Below are 19,172 nucleotides of genomic sequence, written 5' to 3'. Positions count from 1 at the left end.
CGACGTCCTCTCTGCGGTCCGGATCTCAGTCCGCTTGCGCTACCGCGCCGAGCAGTTCCCGGACCCGGTTGGCGACGGTGATGAATTCCGGCGTCTCCATCGTCGTGGCGTAGTCGCGGTGCGCGGGCAGGTCGACATCGAGCAATTCGATGATCTTGCCCGGCCGTGGACTCATCACGACCACCCGATTGGCGAGATAGACGGCCTCGGCCACCGAATGCGTGACCAGCAGGACCGTGGTACCCGTCTCCCGCCAGATCCGGTGCAGTTCGACGTTCATCCGTTCCCGGGTGAGCGCGTCGAGTGCGCCGAACGGCTCGTCCATCAGCAGCACTTCCGGTCGGTGCAGCAGGGCTCGGCACAGCGAAACCCGTTGCTGCATACCACCGGAGAGTTCGTGCGGCAGGGCGTTCTCGAAGCCGCCGAGGCCGGTCATCTCGATGAGCCGATCACATTCGGCGGCCGCTGCCCGCTTGTCCATGCCGCGCATCTCTGCCTGCAGCAGGATGTTCTTGCGTACGGTTCGCCATTCCAGCAGCGCGGCACGCTGGAATACGTAACCGATATTGCGCTGCGGCCCCCGCACGGAGGCGCCGCCGAGTTCGACGCTGCCCCCGCTCGGGTCGGTGAGGCCCGCGACGACTTTCAGCAGCGTCGATTTGCCGCAACCGGACGGGCCGACGATCGACACGAATTCGCCGCGACGGACGTGGAGGTCGACATCGTGCAGGGCGGTGACCTCACCGCGGGTGGAGGAGAACCTTACGGTCAGCCCGTCTACGGCGACCGCGGTGCCGGTGCGGGTGTCGGTGGGTGTGCTCATTTCGTCACCTGTTCCGTCACGGCCGGCTGCTCGGGGTAAATTTGGAGTCCCAGTACTTGCCCGGGTCCTCGGCCTGCTCGAGGAGCTTGGCGTTGCTGAGCACCTCGACGGTGGCGCGCCAGTTCGCCTCGGCATTGGTTCCCGGCGCCTTGCCGACGGTTTCCGGGGTGGTGAGCAGCGGGATGGTCTGCTGCCACTGCTGCAGCAGCACCGGCTGCGGCGGCAGTTGCGGATCCTTGCCTTCCATCGCGGCGACCGCGGCCTCGGGCTTTGCTGCCGCGGCGGCGAAGGCCTCGCTGGTCGCGTCGACCATGGCCTGCACCAGTTTGGGCGAGGAGTCGATCGTGGCCTGGTTCGCGATCAGGCCGTTGCTGAAGAAGTTGAGTCCCTGCTCCGAATACCGCAGGTAGCGAACCTCTTTGCCGCTCTTGTTCGCGATGGTGGGACCTTGGTCGTGCGCGAAGCCGATCAGCCCGTCGACGCGGCCCGAGAGCATCGCCGACATCTTGCCCGCGGAGTCGAGGCTCTGCTGGGTGACCTGATCGGCGGGTACGCCCGCCTTGTCGAGATAGACCGGGAAGGTGGTGGTCGGTGCGTCGCCCGCGGAGACGGCGATGGTCTTGCCCACCAGGTCGGCCGGCGTCCGGATATTCGAATCGGCGAATACCTGCACCGCCGACGGCGTGGTCTGCAGGAAGACGCCGACGCTCTTGACCTTGACGCCCTTGTCGATATTGCTCAGGACGGCGGGCGTATCGGCCCAGCCGAAATCGGTCTGCTCGGAACCGGTGGCCTGCGTGGTCTTCGTCGACCCCTGGCCGGCCGAGATCTTCAGATCGATGCCGTGCTTGGCGAAAATGCCTTCCTGCACTCCGTAATAGAACGGGGCGTGCTCGCCGTAGGGGTACCAGTTGAGCATCAGCGACACCGGGGTGGTCTTCCCGTCGGTGCCGGGCTCCTTGGCTTCGGTGCCGCCGCCTCCGCAGCCGGTCAACACCAGCACCGATGCCACCGCGGCGGCCCCGATGGACGTGAGCGTGCGTGTTCGGAATTTCATGCGAGTTCTCCAGCTGTGGCGCGAATACGGTGGTTCGGCATGCTCAAGCCGCCCCGACGACCGAGGCCGTGGATCGACGGGAGGCGTGCCAGGGAATGAGGAACTGTTCGGCGATCTCGATGATCGCGAACAGGATGATGCCGAGCAGCGACATGATGATCAGGGCCGCGAACAGCATTGCGGTGTCGATGTTTCCGTTGGCCTGCAGAATCACATAGCCCAGACCTTCGTTGGCGCCGACGAATTCCCCGACGACGGCACCGGTGACGGCGAGAGTAGCGGCGATCTTGAGTCCGGACATCAGTTGCGGAAGCGACGCCGGGAAACGCACCTTCACGAACGTCTTCCAATTGCTCGCGCCCATGGTGGAGGTGAGTTCGAGGATCTCCGGGTCGACCGAGCGCAGGCCGGCCATACCGGAGATGACGATCGGGAAGAACGCCATCAGCACGGCGACGAGAATCTTGGGGCTGGTGCCGAAGCCGAGCCAGACGATGAACAGCGGGGCGATGGCGATTTTCGGGATGACCTGCGCGAAAAGGATGAGCGGGTACATCGTTCGCTCGACGCTACGCGAATAGATCATCACCAGGGCGACGGCTTCACCGATCAGCGCGGCGATGATGAAGCCGACCACCGTTTCGTAGGTCGTGACCCAGGTGTTCTCGAGCAGGTACGCCGAGTTGTCGACGGTGGTGCGCCAGGTGTCGGCGGGCGACGGCAGGATGTAGGGCTCGACGAGCTCGAATTTCGTGACGGCCCACCAGGCGACGACGAGCACCGCCACCAGGGCGAGTGGCCGCCAGACGGTCGACCAGAGACCGGCCGGGGAGGGGAGCTTTCGGCGCCGGGGGCGAACGGGTTGCGCCGCTTTCGGTGCGGGGGAACCGGCCTCGACGGACGTGACTACCGCCATCTGGAGTCCTAAAGCTAGTAGTGGAGCGGGATTCGAACTGCACCCGCTGGGAATGCGCTTTCCGAAGCTGGATCCGAGGCTAGTGTGACCCGACCCACAGTGTCAAGGGTTTCGAATCGGACCAGGTCAGGGGCGGTGCAAAACGCTGCTGTCGCGCAGGATCACCCGGCCGGGCACGAATTCGTGTGCGCGCGAGGACGTTGCGGTGTCGTCGAGCGCGAGCGCGACGGCCCGTTCGCCGATGTCCACCAGCGACAGCGCCACCGTCGAGAGCCCTGGTACGTGGTCGCGCAGCGTGGGAATGTCGTCGAACCCGGCTACGCAGACATCGTCGGGCACCGCCAAGCCGAGCTCGCGCCAGGCCGCGATCGCCCCGATCGCCATCACGTCGCTCACGGCGAAGACGCAGGGCGGGACCGGCTGCCCGTGGCGCAGATCCAGGGCCGCGGCGAGGCGACGCGCCGCACTGAAACCGCCGTCGCGGGAGAAGTCTCCCGCGATCTCGACCAGCGGTGTCACACCCTGCGACGCGAGCGCCTCGACGAAGCCGTTGCGCCGGTCGACGGCGGTCCTGATGTTGCCGGGCCCGCCGATCACCGCGAAGTCGCGATGACCCTGACCGAGGAGTGCGTGCGCCAATTCGGCTGACGCCACATAGTTTTCGGGCTCGACGGCGGCACCGAAGGACAGCGGTTGCCCGACGACGACCACCTTGCCGTTGTTGTCCAGATACCGCGCGCACTCCTGCTCGAGATCGCGGTCGAGATCGCCGCTCTGGCGCGAACCCGCGAGGATGATCGCGTCGGCGCGGTGCGAGATGAACGTGCTCACCGATTCGCGCTCGATGTCGAAATCGCGTTGCGTGCTGGCCAGCAGGACGAGCTTGCCCGCCCGGCGCGCCGCCGTCTGCACCCCCTGCACGATCGAGGAGAAGTAGGGGTCGGCGATGTCGTGCACGACGAGTCCGATCAGCCCGGTCGACGACCGCGCCAGGGCCTGGGCCTGGGCATTCGGCACATAGCCGAGCTCCGCGGCGGCGGCACGGACCCGGTCGGCCACGCCTTCGCCGGGCACCCGCGACGACCCGTTGAGCACGCGCGAGGCGGTCGCCTGGGAGACGCCCGCCCGGATCGCGACGTCTTGCAATCTCACAGCCGCCATGACTTCGTGCCTCGTTCCCTCGGTTCGGGGTGGGGGTTGACCGGACTCGGTGACTTAGCATAGCTTGGAAAGCGCATTCCGAGCTGACTTGTCCATCGCCGTGTGCGGAGTTTCTCCGCACCGTCCGCGACCCATTCTGCGGGTCGTCAGCCACGCAAATCAGAAGAGGCACAGAACAATGCCCGATTCCACTCCCCCGCGCACGCTCCGCATCGCCATGAACGGCGTCACCGGGCGCATGGGTTACCGCCAGCACCTCGTGCGCTCGATCCTGCCGATCCGCGACGCGGGCGGCCTCCTGCTCCCGGACGGCAGCCGCGTCCAGGTGGAGCCCATCCTGGTGGGCCGCAACGCCGCCAAGCTGGCCGAACTCGCGGCACAGCACGGTATCGCCGAATGGAGCACCGATGCCGCCGCCGTCATCGCCGACCCATCCGTCGACATCTACTTCGACGCACAGGTCACGTCCCGGCGCGCCGAGGCGCTCGCGGCGGCGATGAAGGCGGGCAAGCACGTGTTCACCGAGAAGCCGACCGCCGAAACGCTCACCGAGGCGGTAGAACTCGCCAGGGTCGCCGCGAACGCGGGCGTCACCGCGGGTGTCGTGCACGACAAGCTCTATCTGCCTGGCCTGGTGAAATTGCGCAGGCTGGTCGATGAGGGCTTCTTCGGGCGGATCCTGTCGCTGCGTGGCGAATTCGGCTACTGGGTCTTCGAGGGTGACGGCCAACCCGCCCAGCGGCCCAGCTGGAACTACCGCGCCGAGGACGGCGGCGGCATCGTCGTCGACATGTTCTGCCACTGGAACTACGTGCTCGAGGGGCTACTCGGCAAGGTCGAGGCGGTCACCGCGAAGGCGACGACCCATATCCCCACCCGGTGGGACGAGCAGGGCAAGCCGTACGACGCCACCGCCGACGATGCCGCCTACGGCATCTTCGAGATGGCCAACGGCGTTGTCGCGCAGATCAATTCGTCGTGGGCGGTGCGGGTGTACCGCGACGAGCTCGTCGAGTTCCAGATCGACGGTACGCACGGTTCGGCCGTGGCCGGATTGCGCAAATGTGTCGCACAGCATCGCTCGCATACGCCCAAACCCGTGTGGAACCCGGATCTCCCGGTCACCGAACCGTTCCGCGATCAATGGCTCGAGGTGCCGGCGAACGCCGATCTGGACAACGGCTTCAAATTGCAGTGGGAGGAGTTCCTCGCCGACGTGGTGCACGAGCGGCCGCACCGCTACGGGCTGCTCTCCGCCGCGCGCGGTGTCCAGCTCGCCGAACTCGGGCTGCGCAGCTCCGCCGAAGGCCGCCGCATCGAGATTCCGGAGGTCACGCTGTGACCGCGGCCTCGACCGATGTGTCGGTGCTGCTGCCCGCCGGTGACCGGCTCGAACGGTACGTCCTCGGCGCTCCGGGTGCGTGGACGCGGCCGACCGGGCCGATCACCTCGCGGGTGGCTTTCGCGGCCGCGCATGTGATTCCGCATGCCACGGCCGACAACACGCCAGGCGCGCCCGTGACGATCGACTGGGACGCGACGCTGGCCTACCGGCACGAGCTGTGGTCCTACGGACTCGGTGTCGCCGATGCCATGGACACCGCGCAGCGCGGGATGGGCCTCGACTGGCGGACCACCGCCGAATTGATCCGGCGCTCCGGCGGCGAGGCCGCCTCCACCGGTGGCAGGCTCGCCTGCGGTGCGGGCACCGATCAGCTCGACCTCGACGGCCTGCCCGCCGGATCGGCCGGGCTCACCAGGATCGTCGACGCCTACCGCGAGCAGATCGACGTGGTGACCGAGGCGGGCGCGCAGGTGATCCTGATGGCTTCGCGGGCTCTCGTGCGGGTCGCGGAGTCGGCGGCCGACTATGTGGACGTCTACGAGCGACTGCTGGCGGGTGTCGACCGGCCGGTGATCCTACACTGGCTCGGCACCATGTTCGATCCCGCGCTGCACGGCTATTGGGGTAGCGACGACATCGCCACCGCCACCGAGACTTTCCGGACGCTCATCGAGAACAACAGGTCGAAGATCGACGGCGTCAAGGTCTCGCTGCTTGATGCCGGACACGAGATCGCGCTGCGGCGCGCCTTGCCCGCGGGGGTCCGGCTCTACACCGGCGACGATTTCAACTACCCCGAGCTCATCGTCGGTGATACGCAGGGATATTCGGACGCACTGCTCGGCATCTTCGCGGCGGTCTATCCGGCCGCCTCCACCGCACTGCAGGAACTCGACAACGGCAACGTCGCACGCGCATCCGAAATACTCGCCGGCACACAGGAACTCGGACGGCATATCTTCGCGGCGCCGACCTACTACTACAAGACCGGGATCGCGTTCCTGTCGTGGCTCAACGGTCGTCAGCCCGGCTTCTCCATGGTCGGCGGGTTGTCCACGGGCCGTTCCGTCACGCACCTGGCCGAGCTCTTCCGGCTCGCCGACCGGGCCGGGCTGCTGGCGGACCCCGAACTGGCCGCGCACCGCATGCGGCTGTACCTCGAACTGAACGGACTCGGATCATGACATCGGTTGTCGCGCAGCAGGTCCCGTACGACTCGGCCGCGCCGTACCGGTCGCTGTCGCTGAACACCGCGACGACCAAGCGGTGGACCCTGGCCGAGGCGGTGGACGGTGCGGCCAGGGCCGGGCTCGGCGCGATCGGGCTGTGGCGTGATCGGGTCGACGAGCTCGGGGCCACTACCGCGGCGAAGATCGTGGCCGACGCGGGTCTGCGCGTCTCCAGCCTGTGCCGCGGCGGCTTCCTGACCGGGCGGGAAGACGGACCGGCCGCGCTCGACGACAACCGCCGTGCGATCGACGACGCGGCGACACTCGGCACGCGGGAACTGGTGATGGTGATGGGCGGGATCCCCGATCGGGATCTCGCGGGCGCCCGAGCACGGGTCGAGGAGCGGCTCGCGCTCCTGGTCCCCTACGCCGCCGAACGCGGCGTACGCCTGGCGCTGGAACCGCTGCACCCCATGTTCTGTGCCGATCGAGCCGTGATTTCCACACTGGCACAGGCACTCTCGATGGCAGCGCCGCATCCGGCCGAGACGGTGGGTGTCGTGGTCGACACCTTCCATCTCTGGTGGGACCCGACCCTGGCGGAACAGATCGCGCAGGCCGGTGCGGACGGCCGGATCAGCTCGTATCAGGTGTGCGACTGGCTGAACCCGATGACCGCCGACCCGCTGCTGTCCCGGGGCATGATGGGCGACGGCGTCATCGACTTCGCGACCATCGGACGCTGGGTCCGCGACGCCGGGTACCGCGGCGACGTGGAAGTCGAGATCTTCAACGCCACGGTGTGGTCGAGCGACGGCCACGAGGTGATCGAGACGATGAAGCGACGGTATCGGGAGCTGGTACTGCCGTCCCTTGTCGGCTGAGGTCACCCGGCCGCGGTGCTGTCAGCGTTGACGGCTGCCCCATCGGATTATGCGCGAGAACTTCTTTCGAGCCCGCCGGCCACGGGCTGCTCGCCCGTGGCCGTCGTGTCCGGACAGGTGACGGATGAGGTCGGCACGCTCGGCAGCGGAGATTTCCGGGTGTGCGAGGGCGCAGGCCACGGCGTCGTGTGCATAGTAGGGACGCCTCCTGTCGTAGGCACTTCGCGCCGCGTCGAGGACCTGGGCGGGAGGGTAATGCCCTGTCGACGCCAGGCATAGGCGGGCGAGTTTCGTGATGGTGCTGGGGAACAGGCCGTGCGAGACGGTGTCGCCCGGCTTGCCTTCGGCGAGGGTGATCAGACCGGCCAGGATCCGTGGGCTGTCCGGGGTAGGGATATCGACGGGGGGCGGAAAATCACGGGCCAGGTAGGTCAAGACGGCCCATGCACCGTCAGTGGAGTCGAATGCCGCATGCACCGCCTCGAGCAGGTCCGGTCGCATCAGCCGGGCCGTGCACAGCAATTGCGCATCGGGGACGTCGCGCAGGACGAGGCACAGTCGCCGCGTGTCCGTAACCGAGATTTTGTCCAGTGCCACGAGAGAATCGGTGGACCCGGCGAAGTCCACATCCCGAGGCCGGATACCGGAGAACACGGTGCGCAGGACGGAGTCCGACAGCCACTCCATCGGCACCGGCCCGAAGAACGCCACGAGCCGGATGACAGCTTCGTCCACCGGCATTCGGACCGCCGTCTCCATCGGGAGACGGGCAATCACATCACCCAGGGCAGCCGTGAGCCGACTTCGCGAAAATTCCGGCAGGACTTCGTGAATCGTATATGCGTAGGCATACCGAGAGTGGACATAGCGGCTGATGCCGAGCAGGTCACCCACCAGCCGCTCGTGGTCGATGTGGCCACCGATCACGAGCTGTCGCCACGCCTGGTACGAGGCATACCGCCGGTGTTCGATGAAGTCCGGTGGGCGAGGATCGCTGCGGAAGAGCTCGGCTCCATGATCCGCTCGGCCGGTCATGATCATGGAGGATAAGCAAACTCCTCCGCTACCGCGAGCGACCGAGGCTTGCTAGTACCGCCTGCGCCGATCGTTCACCCGAGGTGGCCGCGTCGGCCAGGGACGGTACATCGAGCTGGTAGTCGCACGGCTGTCAGCGGATCCTCAGGTTTGCCTGGGAAGGTCGGTGACACCCCAGACAAAGGAGTCGTTCGTGTTCAACCGTTGGGGCGAGCTGGTACATAGATTTCGTTTCGCCGTCATCGCGGTTGTCGGTGCCGCGCTGCTCGGACTCGGTGGGTACGGGCTCGGATTGTCCGATCACCTCACCTCGAGCGGCTGGGACGACCCCGGCTCCGAATCCTCGCAGGGCTCGCGGATCGCCGACGAGGCGTTCGGCCGCGACCATACCGCCGACGTCATCGTGCTCTACAACGCTCCCGACGGTAAGACGATCGACGATCCGGAGTTCAGCGGCACGGTTGTCGCAGGTCTGAGCAAGGCATTGGCCGAGCACCCCGACGCAATCGACAAGATCAACGGCGCCTATTGGCGGGTGGGCGACGCGGCCGCGGTGCCGTCGGTGTTCGGGTCGGCCGACAAGCGGCACGCGTTCGCCTCGGTCGCGCTCGTCGGTGACAACGACACCGACCTGCTGCGTAGCTACCGGGCGGTGAGCGACGCCTTCCACATCGACGGTGTGGACGTGGAGGTCTCGGGACTGCAGGCCATCGGCGGCACCCTGAACGACACCATCGCCACCGACGTCCACCGGATGGAACTGCTGGCCATTCCCGCTGTGGCGGTGCTCCTGTTCTTCATCTTCGGTGGCGTCGTCGCCGCCGCGCTGCCGCTGATCATCGGTGGGCTCACCATCTTCGGCGCCAACGGCATCGTGATGGCGATCACGAACTTCACCGACGTCAACTCGTTCGTCTCCGCCGTGGTGTCGATGATCGGCCTTGGCCTGGCCATCGACTTCGCCTTGTTCATCGTCAGCCGGTTCCGGGAAGAGCTGGCGGCCGGTTACGACACGCGCGCGGCAGTCCGGCGCACGGTGATGACCGCCGGACGCACCGTCATCTCCTCGGCGACGATGATCGTCGCCAGCCTCGGCGGCATCCTGCTGTTCCCCCAGGGATTTCTCCGCTCGGTCGCCTACGGCACCATCGCGACGGTGTCGCTCGCCGCCCTGACCGCGGTGACGATCCTGCCCGCGATGCTGGCCGTGCTCGGGCCACGGGTGGACATGCTCGGCATCAAACGCTTCCGCAAGACCAAGTCCGCCGAGGAGATCGAGAACGGCTTCTGGGGCAGGCTCCCCCGCTGGGTGATGCGACACCCTTTGAAGGTGGCCGTGGCGGTCGTCGTCGGGCTGCTGTTGCTGATCATCCCGATCAGGAACCTGACCTTCGGCGGCATCAACGAGAAGTACCTCCCGCCCGACAACAGCACCCGGCTCGCCCTCGAGCACTTCTACGAGGTGTTCCCACTGAAGAAGACCGACCCGATCCAGCTGGTGTTCGTCGGCAAGGACACCACCGCCATCGGCGCGGTCTGGAAGCAGGCCAACCAGGCGCCCGGGCTCGTCGGCCAGTTCGGCGTGCCCAGCAACACCGGCTCCAACGATCCGGCGGTGTATCGCACCTCGGCCACCCTGGTCGATCCGACCGGCAACGCCGAGCCGACGATCGACTACCTACGCGCCATCGACGTACCGGACGGGGTGGACATGTATGTCGCGGGGCAGCCCGCGATCATGGCCGACAGTATCGACAGCCTGCTCGACCGGATGCCGCTGATGATCGCGCTGGTCCTGTTCGTCACCACGCTGCTGATGTTCCTCACCTTCGGTTCACTGGTACTGCCGATCAAGGCGGCGCTGATGAACGCCCTCGGGCTCGGTTCCACACTCGGCATCCTGACCTGGATCTTCATCGACGGTCACGGCGCCGGGGTACTGAACTTCACGCCACAACCGATCAGCGCACCGGTACTCATGCTGATCATCGCGGTGATCTACGGCTTGTCGACCGATTACGAGGTCTTCCTGCTCTCCCGCATGGTCGAGGCCCGCGCCCATGGCGCGTCGACCACCGAAGCGATCCGCACCGGCACCGCACAGACGGGCCGCATCATCACCGCGGCCGCGCTCATCCTGCTCGTCGTCACCGGCGCGTTCGCGTTCTCCGATCTGGTGATGATGCAGTACATCGCCTACGGCATGATCGCGGCACTGTTCATCGACGCGACCATCCTGCGCATGCTGCTCGTCCCCGCCATCATGAAGCTCCTCGGCGACGACTGCTGGTGGGCGCCCAAGTGGGCCAAGCGAATTCAGGAGAGGATCGGCCTGTCCGAACCGGTCCTCGCCGACGACCGACCCGACCGGGACGCGATGGTCGACCTGGTGCGGACGACACCCGTCACCGACCCGCCGACCATGCGAATGGCCGCGGTCCCCGACGGCAAGCCGGCACGCACACCCCGCCGCCCACGCACCGTCGCCGAGATCGAAGCCGAAGCCCCGACCCATCGCCTCGGCAGAATCGTCGACCGGCCGTTTCGTTGAGAAGCCGCCGAAAATTCCGGAACCGGACGGAGGAACTCGCAGACACGGGCGAGTCGAAGCGAACGGAGATCGACGGAATTGTCGTCGGATCTCGTCGGCTGGCACTACTGGCATTACAGCGCGTCCGGACGGGTAACTTCGGCGTTCCTTGACTTCACTACTGAGTGCGCTCATTATTGAGTGGACTCAGAAGTAGGGAAGGGCACCATGCGAGCATTCGTGATCGACCGGTACAAGGAGCCCCTGCGGGAGGCGGACGTCGCCGAGCCGGTGATGGGCGACCACGATGTGCTGGTCCAGCTCCGCGCCGCCGGGCTCAACAGCCTCGACGAGAAGATCAGGGCGGGCGAGTTCAAGCGGATCCTTCCGTACAAGCTGCCGCTGGTCCTCGGCAACGATCTCGCCGGAACGGTGATCGGCGTCGGGCCGAAAGTGCGGGAGTTCAAGGCTGGTGACGAGGTGTTCGCCCGGCCCGACAAGGACCGGATCGGTACGTTCGCCGAACGCATCGCGGTCGCCGAAACCGACCTGGCGCGCAAGCCGTCCTCGGTCGGCTTCGAGGAAGCCGCCTCGCTGCCGCTGGTGGCCTTGACCGCATGGCAAGCGCTGGTGGAACGCGGTGATCTCGGTCCGGGGCAACGGGTCCTCATCCATGCCGGTGCGGGTGGAGTCGGGTCGATCGCGATCCAGCTCGCCAAGCACCTCGGCGCCACGGTCGCCACCACCGTCAGCACCGGCAATGTCGAGTTCGCGCGGGAGCTGGGCGCCGACGTGGTGATCGACTACCGCCAGCAGGACTTCGAACAGGTACTCGACGGATACGACCTCGTCCTCGACAGCCTCGGCGGCCAGAACTTGGAGAAGTCGCTGCGGGTGCTGCGCCCGGGCGGCACGGCGATCGGGATCGCCGGACCGCCCGACCCGGCGTTCGCCCGCCGGCTGGGCGCTAACCTCGTACTCCGCCTGGCCGTCGCCGCACTCAGTCGCGGGATCCGCCGCCGGGCCGCGCGGCTCGGCGTGAATTACGAGTTCCTCTTCATGCGGGCCGACGGCGCCCAGCTGCGCCGAATCGCCGCCCTGGTCGACGACGGCGTCCTGCGCCCGGTCGTCACCAGGGTCTTCGACTTCGACCGCACCGAGCAAGCACTGCGGTCTCTGCAAGACCGGGGCACCCGCGGCAAGTCCGTCATCACCATCCCCTGACCCACCGAGCCAGAAAGCGGACCGTCATGAGCACGCACGGGAACGTCATCACCTCCTACAAGGACGCGCCGACCCGCACCGTCACCGCGGGCGGGGTGACCTACGCCTACCGTGAGCTCGGACCGAAAGGCGGTGTGCCCGTTGTCTTCTTCGTCCATCTCGCGGCGAACCTCGACAACTGGGACCCCAGGATCATCGATCCGCTGGCTCGGCAGCACCACGTCGTCACCTTCGACAATCGTGGTGTCGGGGCGTCCTCCGGCCGGGTGCCCGACAGCGTCGAGGCGATGGCCGACGACGCCTACACCTTCGTCACCGCGCTCGGCTTCGACGAGATCGACGTCTTCGCCTTCTCGCTCGGCGGCTTCGTCGCCCAGGACCTGGTGATGAAACACCCCGCGCTGGTGCGCAAACTCGTCCTCACCGGCACCGGACCCAAGGGCGGCAAAGGCATCGACAAGGTCGTAGGCGTCACCTACCGCGACATCCTGCGTGCCACCGCGACCCGCGCCGATCCCAAAGAGTTCCTGTTCTTCAACCGCGACGCCGACGGCAAGGCGGCCGGGCGTGCGTTCATCCAGCGGCTCGCGGAACGCACCACCGACCGCGATGAACCCGTCAGCGTGCCGACACTGCGCACGCAGTTGAAGGCGATCAAGAAGTGGGGGCTGTCCTCCCCCGATAACCTCGCCACGATCACCCAGCCGACCCTGATCGCCAACGGCGACAACGACCGGATGGTGCCCTCGGTCCTGTCCGAGGACCTGCACCGGCGCATCCCCGACAGCGAGCTGATCATCTACCCCGGCTCCGGGCACGGCGGAATCTTCCAGTTCCACGACGAGTTCGCCACCGCCGCAGCCGAATTCCTTGCTCGGTAGATTCCCCAGCACCCGATGGAGTGGCGCCGGAGCCGCTCGCAGGATGGGCACGATAGCCTCGGCGTGAGTCGATTCACCCAGCAACGAAGGACCGAAGGTGTCACCCCAAGCCGGCAGGCGCGAGCGAAACAAACAGCAGAAGCTCGAGCGGATCACCGCCGCCGCCCGTGAGCTGTTTGCCGAGCGCGGTGTCGACGAGGTCACCACCCAGGAGATCGCCGACAAGGCCGACATCGGCGCGGGCACCCTGTTCCTCTACGTCAAGAACAAGGGCGAACTCCTGCTGCTCGTGCAGAACGCCGGCTACGCCGAGGCTCTCGCACGCGGCGTCGCGGCGGCCGAAAACCTCCCTGACACCCTCGACGCGATCATGGCGATCATCCGCAGCATCGTCGAGTGCAACCGTACACAAATCGACAACGGACGAACCTACCTGCGCGAGATGGTCTTCGGCGACTCCGAGGAACCCCATCATCGCGACGCGCTCGCACTGACACTGCAGACCGAAGCAGCGGTTGCCGACGTACTCCGGCGTGAACAGCGCATCACCCCCACCGACGCCGCCGCGCTCGCCCACATCGTCTCCGCGATCATGTTTCTCAGCATGGCGGCGACCGGCAACATCACCACCTCGACCGACGACATCGTGCAGCAGATCAGGGACCAGGTCCGGGTCCTGCTACGGCGGTGAGACCGAGCCGACCCGCGCCGGGTCAGGCCTTCATCTCGTAGGTCCCGGCCAGCCCGCGCGCCTTGGCGAGCACACGCTCGAAGCGAGCCTTGTCGAAGGCGGGGCGGCGAACCAGGTCGAGGGCCCGGCGTTGCTGGACGGCGGTGGCGGTCGGTTTGTTGTGCAAGGCGAGGGCGTTCGTGGAGAAGCCGCGAACGAAGCCGTCGAAGATCTGGTCGATGACCGCGGGGTCGGTGCCCTCGATCACCGCCTGCTCCAGCACAAGCTGCGCGTAGGGCACCGCGGTGAACAGCTCGCCGAAGGCGAACAGGAAGTCGACGTCCTGCTGCTGTGACGGCGTCGGGGCGGCGACGGCGAGCAGTGCCTGCAGCGCGAGCACCTGCTCGAGGAACACCGCGACATTCGGCACGTCACGGAAGCTCTCGAAGACCGGACGCCAGTCGGCGAAGCGGATCCGGCCGAGGCCACTGCTCGGTCCCTGCCGGAACAGGAACTCGTCGTCGGCGGTGTCGTGCCGAGTCGGTACCGGTTCGTAAGCGGCGCAGGCCAATTCGGCGCCGAGCGGTTTCACGATCGAGCCGAGACGCGGAGCGAGCTTGCGACTCGTCCACGACAGCGCACCGGCCGCGGCGCGGGTGGCCGCCTGGGGCGCCACCGCGACACCGGGCAGCGATCGCATCGCGGCCAGACCGGCATCGGCCGGGTGGAACATGTAGTTGGCCATGAACTTCAGCGACAGTGCCATGTTGACGTGGACGGTGCCCTCCAGCCTCGGGAGCCCGAACATGGCCGTCATCGCGACGGGGAAGTACATGTCGTTCTCGAACCCGCGCGCGGCGATCACATCGGCGAGGTCTTCGATCACGCGCTGCCCCTGGCGGGTCACCGACATCTTCTCGATGGCGTTGAACAGCAGGTAGCGCCGATCCTCCGGTGCGGCCGAACGCATGTAGTCGACCGCGCGAGCACTGTAGAGCTTCATCGCGGCGATTCGTGCGTAGGAATCGGTGATCAGGGCTCGGACCTGTGGGAACTCGGTGACTCGGTGCCCGAACAGAATCCGGTTCTCCGCGTGGTCGATCGCCTCGTAGAAGGAGTGCTCGCAGGCGCCGATCGCGCCGAAGCCGAGGTTGAACTTGCCGACATTGACCGTGTTCATCGCCGCGTGGAACGCATCCTCGCCGCGGTGCAGGATGTCCTCCTCGGCGACGGGATAGTTCTCGAGCTCGAACGCGGCGACATAGATCTGGTTGTTGACGACGTTCTTGCGCAGCTTGTACGCCTCGTGCTGGGAGTCCGCGACGAAGAAGAGATAGCCCTCGTAATCCTCCTGCGTCGGTTTACCCTGCATCGCCGCCGCGCTGTCGATGATCGGCTTGTCCGAGCGACGGCCGAATACCGAGACCATCGAGGCCAGGTTGCCGTTGCCGATGTAGTACTTGCCGCCGGTCGCGGTGTATCCACCGTCGGGCTGGGGGTCGACGATCATGTCGGTGGAGTACACGTCGGCGCCGTGTTCCTTCTCCGACAAGCCGAAAGCGAAGATCTCACCGGCCTCGAGTTGGGCGGCCGCCTTCTGTTTGGCCACGGTGTTGTCGCTCTGCCAGATCGGCCCGAGACCCAGGATGGTGACCTGCCAGATGTACCAGTAGGTCATGCCGTAGAAGCCGAAGATCTGGCTCAGCATGGCGTTGCGCGAGGTGTCCCAGCGCTTGTTCGGGTCACCGCCCGCCTCCGCGGCCGGAGTGAGGAAGGTCGCGAACAAGCGCTCCTTCTTCACGAACTCGAGGAATTCCGACGGCCAGACGCGAGTGCGATCGTCGTCGAGCAGCCTGGTCTTGCCCCGCGACTCGAACCAGTCGACCGTCGCGCGCAGCAACCTGCGCGTCTCCGGGTCGAACTGCGCGAAGTCGGCGGTGTTCGGGTTGAAGAGATCTTGGGGCATCACGGCTCCTCCTGCGGGCGTCCGGCGCGGTCGGACGGTTCATTCAGCACTGTAGCATTTTCATACAGTCATGTAGGAAAAGTGGACGGGTTGCTATTGTGTGCGCATGGGTAGCGAGACGGCAGTGCAGCGGCGAGGGCGGGCCGCGCATCTCGGCCCCGAGCGGCGCAGACCCCAGGTGCTCGACGCGGCGCTGGCCATCGCCGCCGACCACGGCGTCGCGGCGGTCACGATGGGCGCGGTCGCCGATTACATGAAGGTGACTCGCCCGGTGGTCTACGCCTGCTTCCCGGATCGGGTCGAGTTGATCGACGCACTGATCCAGCGCGAAGAGACCTTCCTGATCTCCGGCGTGCTCGACCTGCTGCCGCCGCGCACCACCAACGCCGACGAGACGGTCTTCGTGGAGGGGTTCCGCGCCCTGTTGCACAAGGCATCCGAACGGCCCGACGCCTGGCGGCTGATCTACGGCAATCCCGATCCCGCGGTCGCCGGTTCCTTCGGGCGCGGCCGGCGGCTGGCCGTCGAACGCTGCACGGCGCTGCTGCGCCCGACCTTGCACGCCTGGGGCATCGAGGACGCCGAGCGCAAACTCCCCGCGCTCGTGGAGTTGTGGGTCTCGGCGGCGGAAAGCGCGGTCCGGACCCTGTTCACCGATCCGGACGAGTGGAACCCGGATGATCTCGGCGCCTTCGTCGGCTCGGCGGTCTACCGCGCGATGCGTAGCGCATAAGGCCGCCAAGACCCTCCCGCGCCGGCCCGGCGTACCGGTTGCCGGTACCGGCGTTACCGGATACCCTGAGCATGTCGGTGCACAACTGTTCACTCAAATATGACAGGCAGGGCGGACCATGGGGTCTCGTTACACAGATTCGGTCAGTGCGTGGCGCGAGCAGGTGCGCAAGGAACTGCGCACGGTCACCGAGTTCGCCCAGGAAGCCCGAGCCGCCGCCACCGTTCGCGGGCGAGGAATCGGCCGCGTCGCCGACGGAGCCCGGCGCGACGTGACCGCGGAGGCACGAGCGTTCGCCGACGATCTCGCCGATCTCGCCGATGCCGCCCTGCGTTCACGCACGGACGGCCGGAAGTCGCTGGGCAACCTCTTCGGAAGCCGTGCGCGCAGACGCCGTTGAACCCAGCGTCGGCCGCGAGGCGTACGCGCGATCCAGACCTCACCGCCGGCCCGGCTAGCCTGTGAGCAAGGCCGGGTGCACGCGGATGTCGTCCGGCCATGGTGGCAACGACGACGACAAGGAGTCCACGGGTGGCTGTCCTGGACGCGAAGCTGAGCGGCATCTACGACGAGGTATTGCGCCGCAATCCCGGGGAATCCGAATTCCACCAGGCGGTACACGAGGTTCTCGACAGTCTCGGCCCCGTCGTCGCCAAACACCCGCAGTACGCGGACGCCGCGGTGATCCGACGCTTGTGCGAGCCCGAACGGCAGATCATCTTCCGGGTGCCGTGGGTCGACGATTCCGGCACCGTGCAGATCAATCGTGGCTTCCGGGTGGAGTTCAATTCCGCGCTCGGCCCGTACAAGGGCGGGCTCCGCTTCCATCCCTCGGTCTATCTGGGCATCGTGAAGTTCCTGGGGTTCGAGCAGATCTTCAAGAACTCGCTCACCGGACTCCCGATCGGTGGCGGTAAGGGCGGCTCGGACTTCGACCCGAAGGGCCGCTCGGAGGGTGAGGTGATGCGGTTCTGCCAGGCGTTCATGACCGAGCTCTACCGGCATCTCGGTGAACACACCGACGTACCGGCCGGCGACACCGGGGTGGGCGGCCGGGAGATCGGCTACCTGTTCGGCCAGTACAAGCGCATCACCAACCGCTACGAGTCCGGGGTACTCACCGGCAAGGGCCTGACCTGGGGCGGTTCGCAGGTGCGCCGGGAAGCCACCGGCTACGGAGCGGTCTTCTTCGTCGACGAAATCCTTTCCGCCGCAGGCCGATCCATGGAAGGCCAGAAAGTCGTGGTGTCGGGTTCGGGCAACGTCGCGATCTACGCGATCGAGAAGGTCCACCAGCTCGGCGGCACCGTGGTCGCCTGCTCGGATTCCAGCGGTTACGTCGTCGACGAGCAGGGCATCGATCTCGAACTGCTCAAGGAGATCAAGGAAGTCCAGCGCGGCCGGATCGCCGATTATGCCGAGAAACGTGGTGGTGCCGCACAATTCGTCGCGGGCGGCTCGCTGTGGGAGGTGCCCTGCGATATCGCGCTGCCGTGCGCGACCCAGAACGAACTCGACGGCACCGCCGCGGGCAAACTCATCGCGAACGGCTGCCGGATCGTCGCCGAGGGCGCCAATATGCCGTGCAGGCCGGAGGCGGTGCGGTTGTTCAACGAGGCGGGGGTGATCTTCGCGCCCGGTAAGGCGGCCAACGCGGGAGGCGTCGCGACCAGCGCGCTCGAGATGCAGCAGAACGCCTCGCGCGACTCGTGGAGCTTCGAGCACACCGAGGAGCGCCTGGCCGAGATCATGCGCGGCATCCACGATCGCTGCCTGGCCACCGCCGACGAATACGGCGTACCGGGCAACTATCAGGCAGGCGCCAATATCGGTGGGTTCATCCAGGTCGCCGACGCGATGCTGGCTCTCGGCGTCATCTGAGCGCTGCCTCGACGGCGAACTGCGCATCGCCCCCAATTGTGGGGGCTGGTGCCAATTCTCGGAATCTGCTCGAGGTGAATGCCTCGCGGCGCTACCTTCTGTCTGCTCGCCGCTCAACGAGCAGATCGGAGTCGATTGATGTTCGCCTTGTCCCTGTCGCACCGCCTTCGGGTGGCCGCGATCGCTGTTGTCACGACCGCCGCCGCGTTCTGTGCGGTAGCGCCACCCGCCGCCGCCGCGCCCGCACGAGATCCGATCCTCTTCGTCCACGGGTGGCGGGGTTCGGCCGTGAACTGGGACTACATGTGGGGACGGTTCCTGAACGACGGGTACTCCACCGATCAGCTGGCACGGTTCACCTACGACAGCACCCAGTCGAACAAGGACATCGCGGCGCAGGTGAAGGCGCAGGCCGACGCGTTGCGGGCGCGGACCGGCGCCGCGAAGGTCGACATCGTCACGCACTCGATGGGCGGCCTCAACAGCCGCTGGTACCTGAGGAATCTGGGTGGCCTCGACCTCGTCGACGACTGGGTCTCCCTCGGCGGACCCAACCACGGCACGGACACCAGCAACAGTTGTTACGACGTCTCCTGTGTGGAGATGCGGGCCGGGTCGACCTTCCTCACCGACCTCAACAGCGGCGACGAAACGCCGGGACGGGTGAACTACGGGACCTGGTGGTCACCGTGCGACGAGATCATCAACCCCGATGAGAGCACAATCCTCAACGGCGCCACCAACACCCGCACGGCCTGCCTCGGCCATCTCCCCCTGCTGTCCTCGGCGCAGGTGTACGAAGGGGTACGTGATTTCGTGAGGTAACGGCCCGCCCCGCCCCTTCCAGGCCACCGACGGTCGTTTGTCTTTCGCAGGCTGGGTAGTCCCGTGCAGTAA

At 66.8% G+C, this 19,172-nt stretch carries 17 protein-coding genes; 11 read left to right on the top strand and 6 right to left on the bottom strand.

What is annotated here, in order from left to right; translation table 11 throughout:
* Positions 1–25: 25 nt before the first annotated feature.
* The 4 genes from HYG95_RS13265 to HYG95_RS13250 form a co-directional block, all read right to left on the bottom strand.
* A complete protein-coding gene (locus tag HYG95_RS13265) occupies positions 26–823 on the bottom strand; it encodes an ABC transporter ATP-binding protein (RefSeq protein WP_181698263.1) in 798 nt (265 codons plus the stop codon).
* Positions 824–839: 16 nt separating this feature from the next.
* Positions 840–1,880 carry an ABC transporter substrate-binding protein gene (locus HYG95_RS13260; RefSeq protein WP_181698262.1) on the bottom strand — a complete coding sequence of 347 codons (1,041 nt, stop codon included), beginning with the start codon at positions 1,878–1,880 and terminating at the stop codon, positions 840–842.
* Between the two features lie 43 nt (positions 1,881–1,923).
* Entirely contained in the window at positions 1,924–2,796 is an 873-nt protein-coding gene (locus HYG95_RS13255; protein WP_181698261.1) for an ABC transporter permease, read from the bottom strand.
* A 126-nt stretch (positions 2,797–2,922) separates the two neighbouring features.
* Positions 2,923–3,957: a LacI family DNA-binding transcriptional regulator gene (locus HYG95_RS13250; protein ID WP_181698260.1), complete on the bottom strand. Its 1,035-nt coding sequence runs from the start codon at positions 3,955–3,957 to the stop codon at positions 2,923–2,925.
* Between the two features lie 178 nt (positions 3,958–4,135).
* On the opposite strand from HYG95_RS13250, the gene HYG95_RS13245 reads away from it, so the two are divergent.
* From HYG95_RS13245 to HYG95_RS13235, 3 genes are read left to right on the top strand one after another with little or no spacing between them, the layout of a single operon-like run.
* The gene (locus HYG95_RS13245) at positions 4,136–5,299 is read left to right on the top strand and encodes a Gfo/Idh/MocA family protein (protein ID WP_181698259.1); all 1,164 of its coding nucleotides are present in this window, start codon (positions 4,136–4,138) and stop codon (positions 5,297–5,299) included.
* Positions 5,296–6,486, top strand: a complete 1,191-nt coding sequence (locus HYG95_RS13240; protein WP_181698258.1) for a dihydrodipicolinate synthase family protein — start codon at positions 5,296–5,298, stop codon at positions 6,484–6,486. The genes HYG95_RS13245 and HYG95_RS13240 overlap by 4 nt, the downstream gene beginning before the upstream one ends.
* Positions 6,483–7,355: a sugar phosphate isomerase/epimerase gene (locus HYG95_RS13235; protein ID WP_181698257.1), complete on the top strand. Its 873-nt coding sequence runs from the start codon at positions 6,483–6,485 to the stop codon at positions 7,353–7,355. Before HYG95_RS13240 ends, HYG95_RS13235 begins: the two co-directional genes overlap by 4 nt.
* 21 nt (positions 7,356–7,376) lie before the next feature.
* On the opposite strand, the gene HYG95_RS13230 is transcribed toward HYG95_RS13235, so the two are convergent.
* Complete coding sequence (locus tag HYG95_RS13230; protein ID WP_181698256.1) at positions 7,377–8,396, bottom strand: hypothetical protein; 1,020 nt, start codon at positions 8,394–8,396, stop codon at positions 7,377–7,379.
* Between the two features lie 187 nt (positions 8,397–8,583).
* Here HYG95_RS13230 and HYG95_RS13225 point away from each other — a divergent pair, with 187 nt between their 5' ends.
* From HYG95_RS13225 to HYG95_RS13210, 4 genes are all read left to right on the top strand, one after another.
* Positions 8,584–10,941 (top strand): MMPL family transporter, encoded by a 2,358-nt coding sequence (locus tag HYG95_RS13225; RefSeq protein WP_181698255.1) that lies wholly within the window; start codon positions 8,584–8,586, stop codon positions 10,939–10,941.
* Positions 10,942–11,148: 207 nt separating this feature from the next.
* Positions 11,149–12,144, top strand: a complete 996-nt coding sequence (locus tag HYG95_RS13220; RefSeq protein WP_181698254.1) for an NADP-dependent oxidoreductase — start codon at positions 11,149–11,151, stop codon at positions 12,142–12,144.
* Between the two features lie 26 nt (positions 12,145–12,170).
* Positions 12,171–13,025, top strand: coding sequence for an alpha/beta fold hydrolase (locus tag HYG95_RS13215; RefSeq protein ID WP_181698253.1), 855 nt, complete (start codon positions 12,171–12,173; stop codon positions 13,023–13,025).
* A 97-nt stretch (positions 13,026–13,122) separates the two neighbouring features.
* Positions 13,123–13,716: a TetR/AcrR family transcriptional regulator gene (locus HYG95_RS13210; protein WP_181698252.1), complete on the top strand. Its 594-nt coding sequence runs from the start codon at positions 13,123–13,125 to the stop codon at positions 13,714–13,716.
* A 22-nt stretch (positions 13,717–13,738) separates the two neighbouring features.
* Here HYG95_RS13210 and HYG95_RS13205 read toward each other — a convergent pair whose 3' ends face one another.
* Positions 13,739–15,661, bottom strand: a complete 1,923-nt coding sequence (locus HYG95_RS13205) for an acyl-CoA dehydrogenase family protein (RefSeq protein WP_181698251.1) — start codon at positions 15,659–15,661, stop codon at positions 13,739–13,741.
* Between the two features lie 106 nt (positions 15,662–15,767).
* On the opposite strand from HYG95_RS13205, the gene HYG95_RS13200 reads away from it, so the two are divergent.
* The 4 genes from HYG95_RS13200 to HYG95_RS13185 all read left to right on the top strand — a co-directional run bounded on the left by HYG95_RS13200 (position 15,768) and on the right by HYG95_RS13185 (position 19,100).
* Entirely contained in the window at positions 15,768–16,394 is a 627-nt protein-coding gene (locus tag HYG95_RS13200) for a TetR/AcrR family transcriptional regulator (RefSeq protein WP_181698250.1), read from the top strand.
* 118 nt (positions 16,395–16,512) lie between these two features.
* Positions 16,513–16,794, top strand: coding sequence for a hypothetical protein (locus HYG95_RS13195; RefSeq protein WP_181698249.1), 282 nt, complete (start codon positions 16,513–16,515; stop codon positions 16,792–16,794).
* Between the two features lie 98 nt (positions 16,795–16,892).
* The gene (gene gdhA, locus HYG95_RS13190; protein ID WP_220139397.1) at positions 16,893–18,275 is read left to right on the top strand and encodes an NADP-specific glutamate dehydrogenase; all 1,383 of its coding nucleotides are present in this window, start codon (positions 16,893–16,895) and stop codon (positions 18,273–18,275) included.
* A gap of 138 nt (positions 18,276–18,413) precedes the next feature.
* Positions 18,414–19,100 carry a triacylglycerol lipase gene (locus HYG95_RS13185; protein ID WP_181698247.1) on the top strand — a complete coding sequence of 229 codons (687 nt, stop codon included), beginning with the start codon at positions 18,414–18,416 and terminating at the stop codon, positions 19,098–19,100.
* Positions 19,101–19,172: the final 72 nt, after the last annotated feature.

Source organism: Nocardia sp. GTS18 (assembly GCF_013839555.1).
GTDB lineage: Bacteria > Actinomycetota > Actinomycetes > Mycobacteriales > Mycobacteriaceae > Nocardia > Nocardia rosealba.
This window is presented reverse-complemented; position numbering and strand designations above follow the sequence as displayed.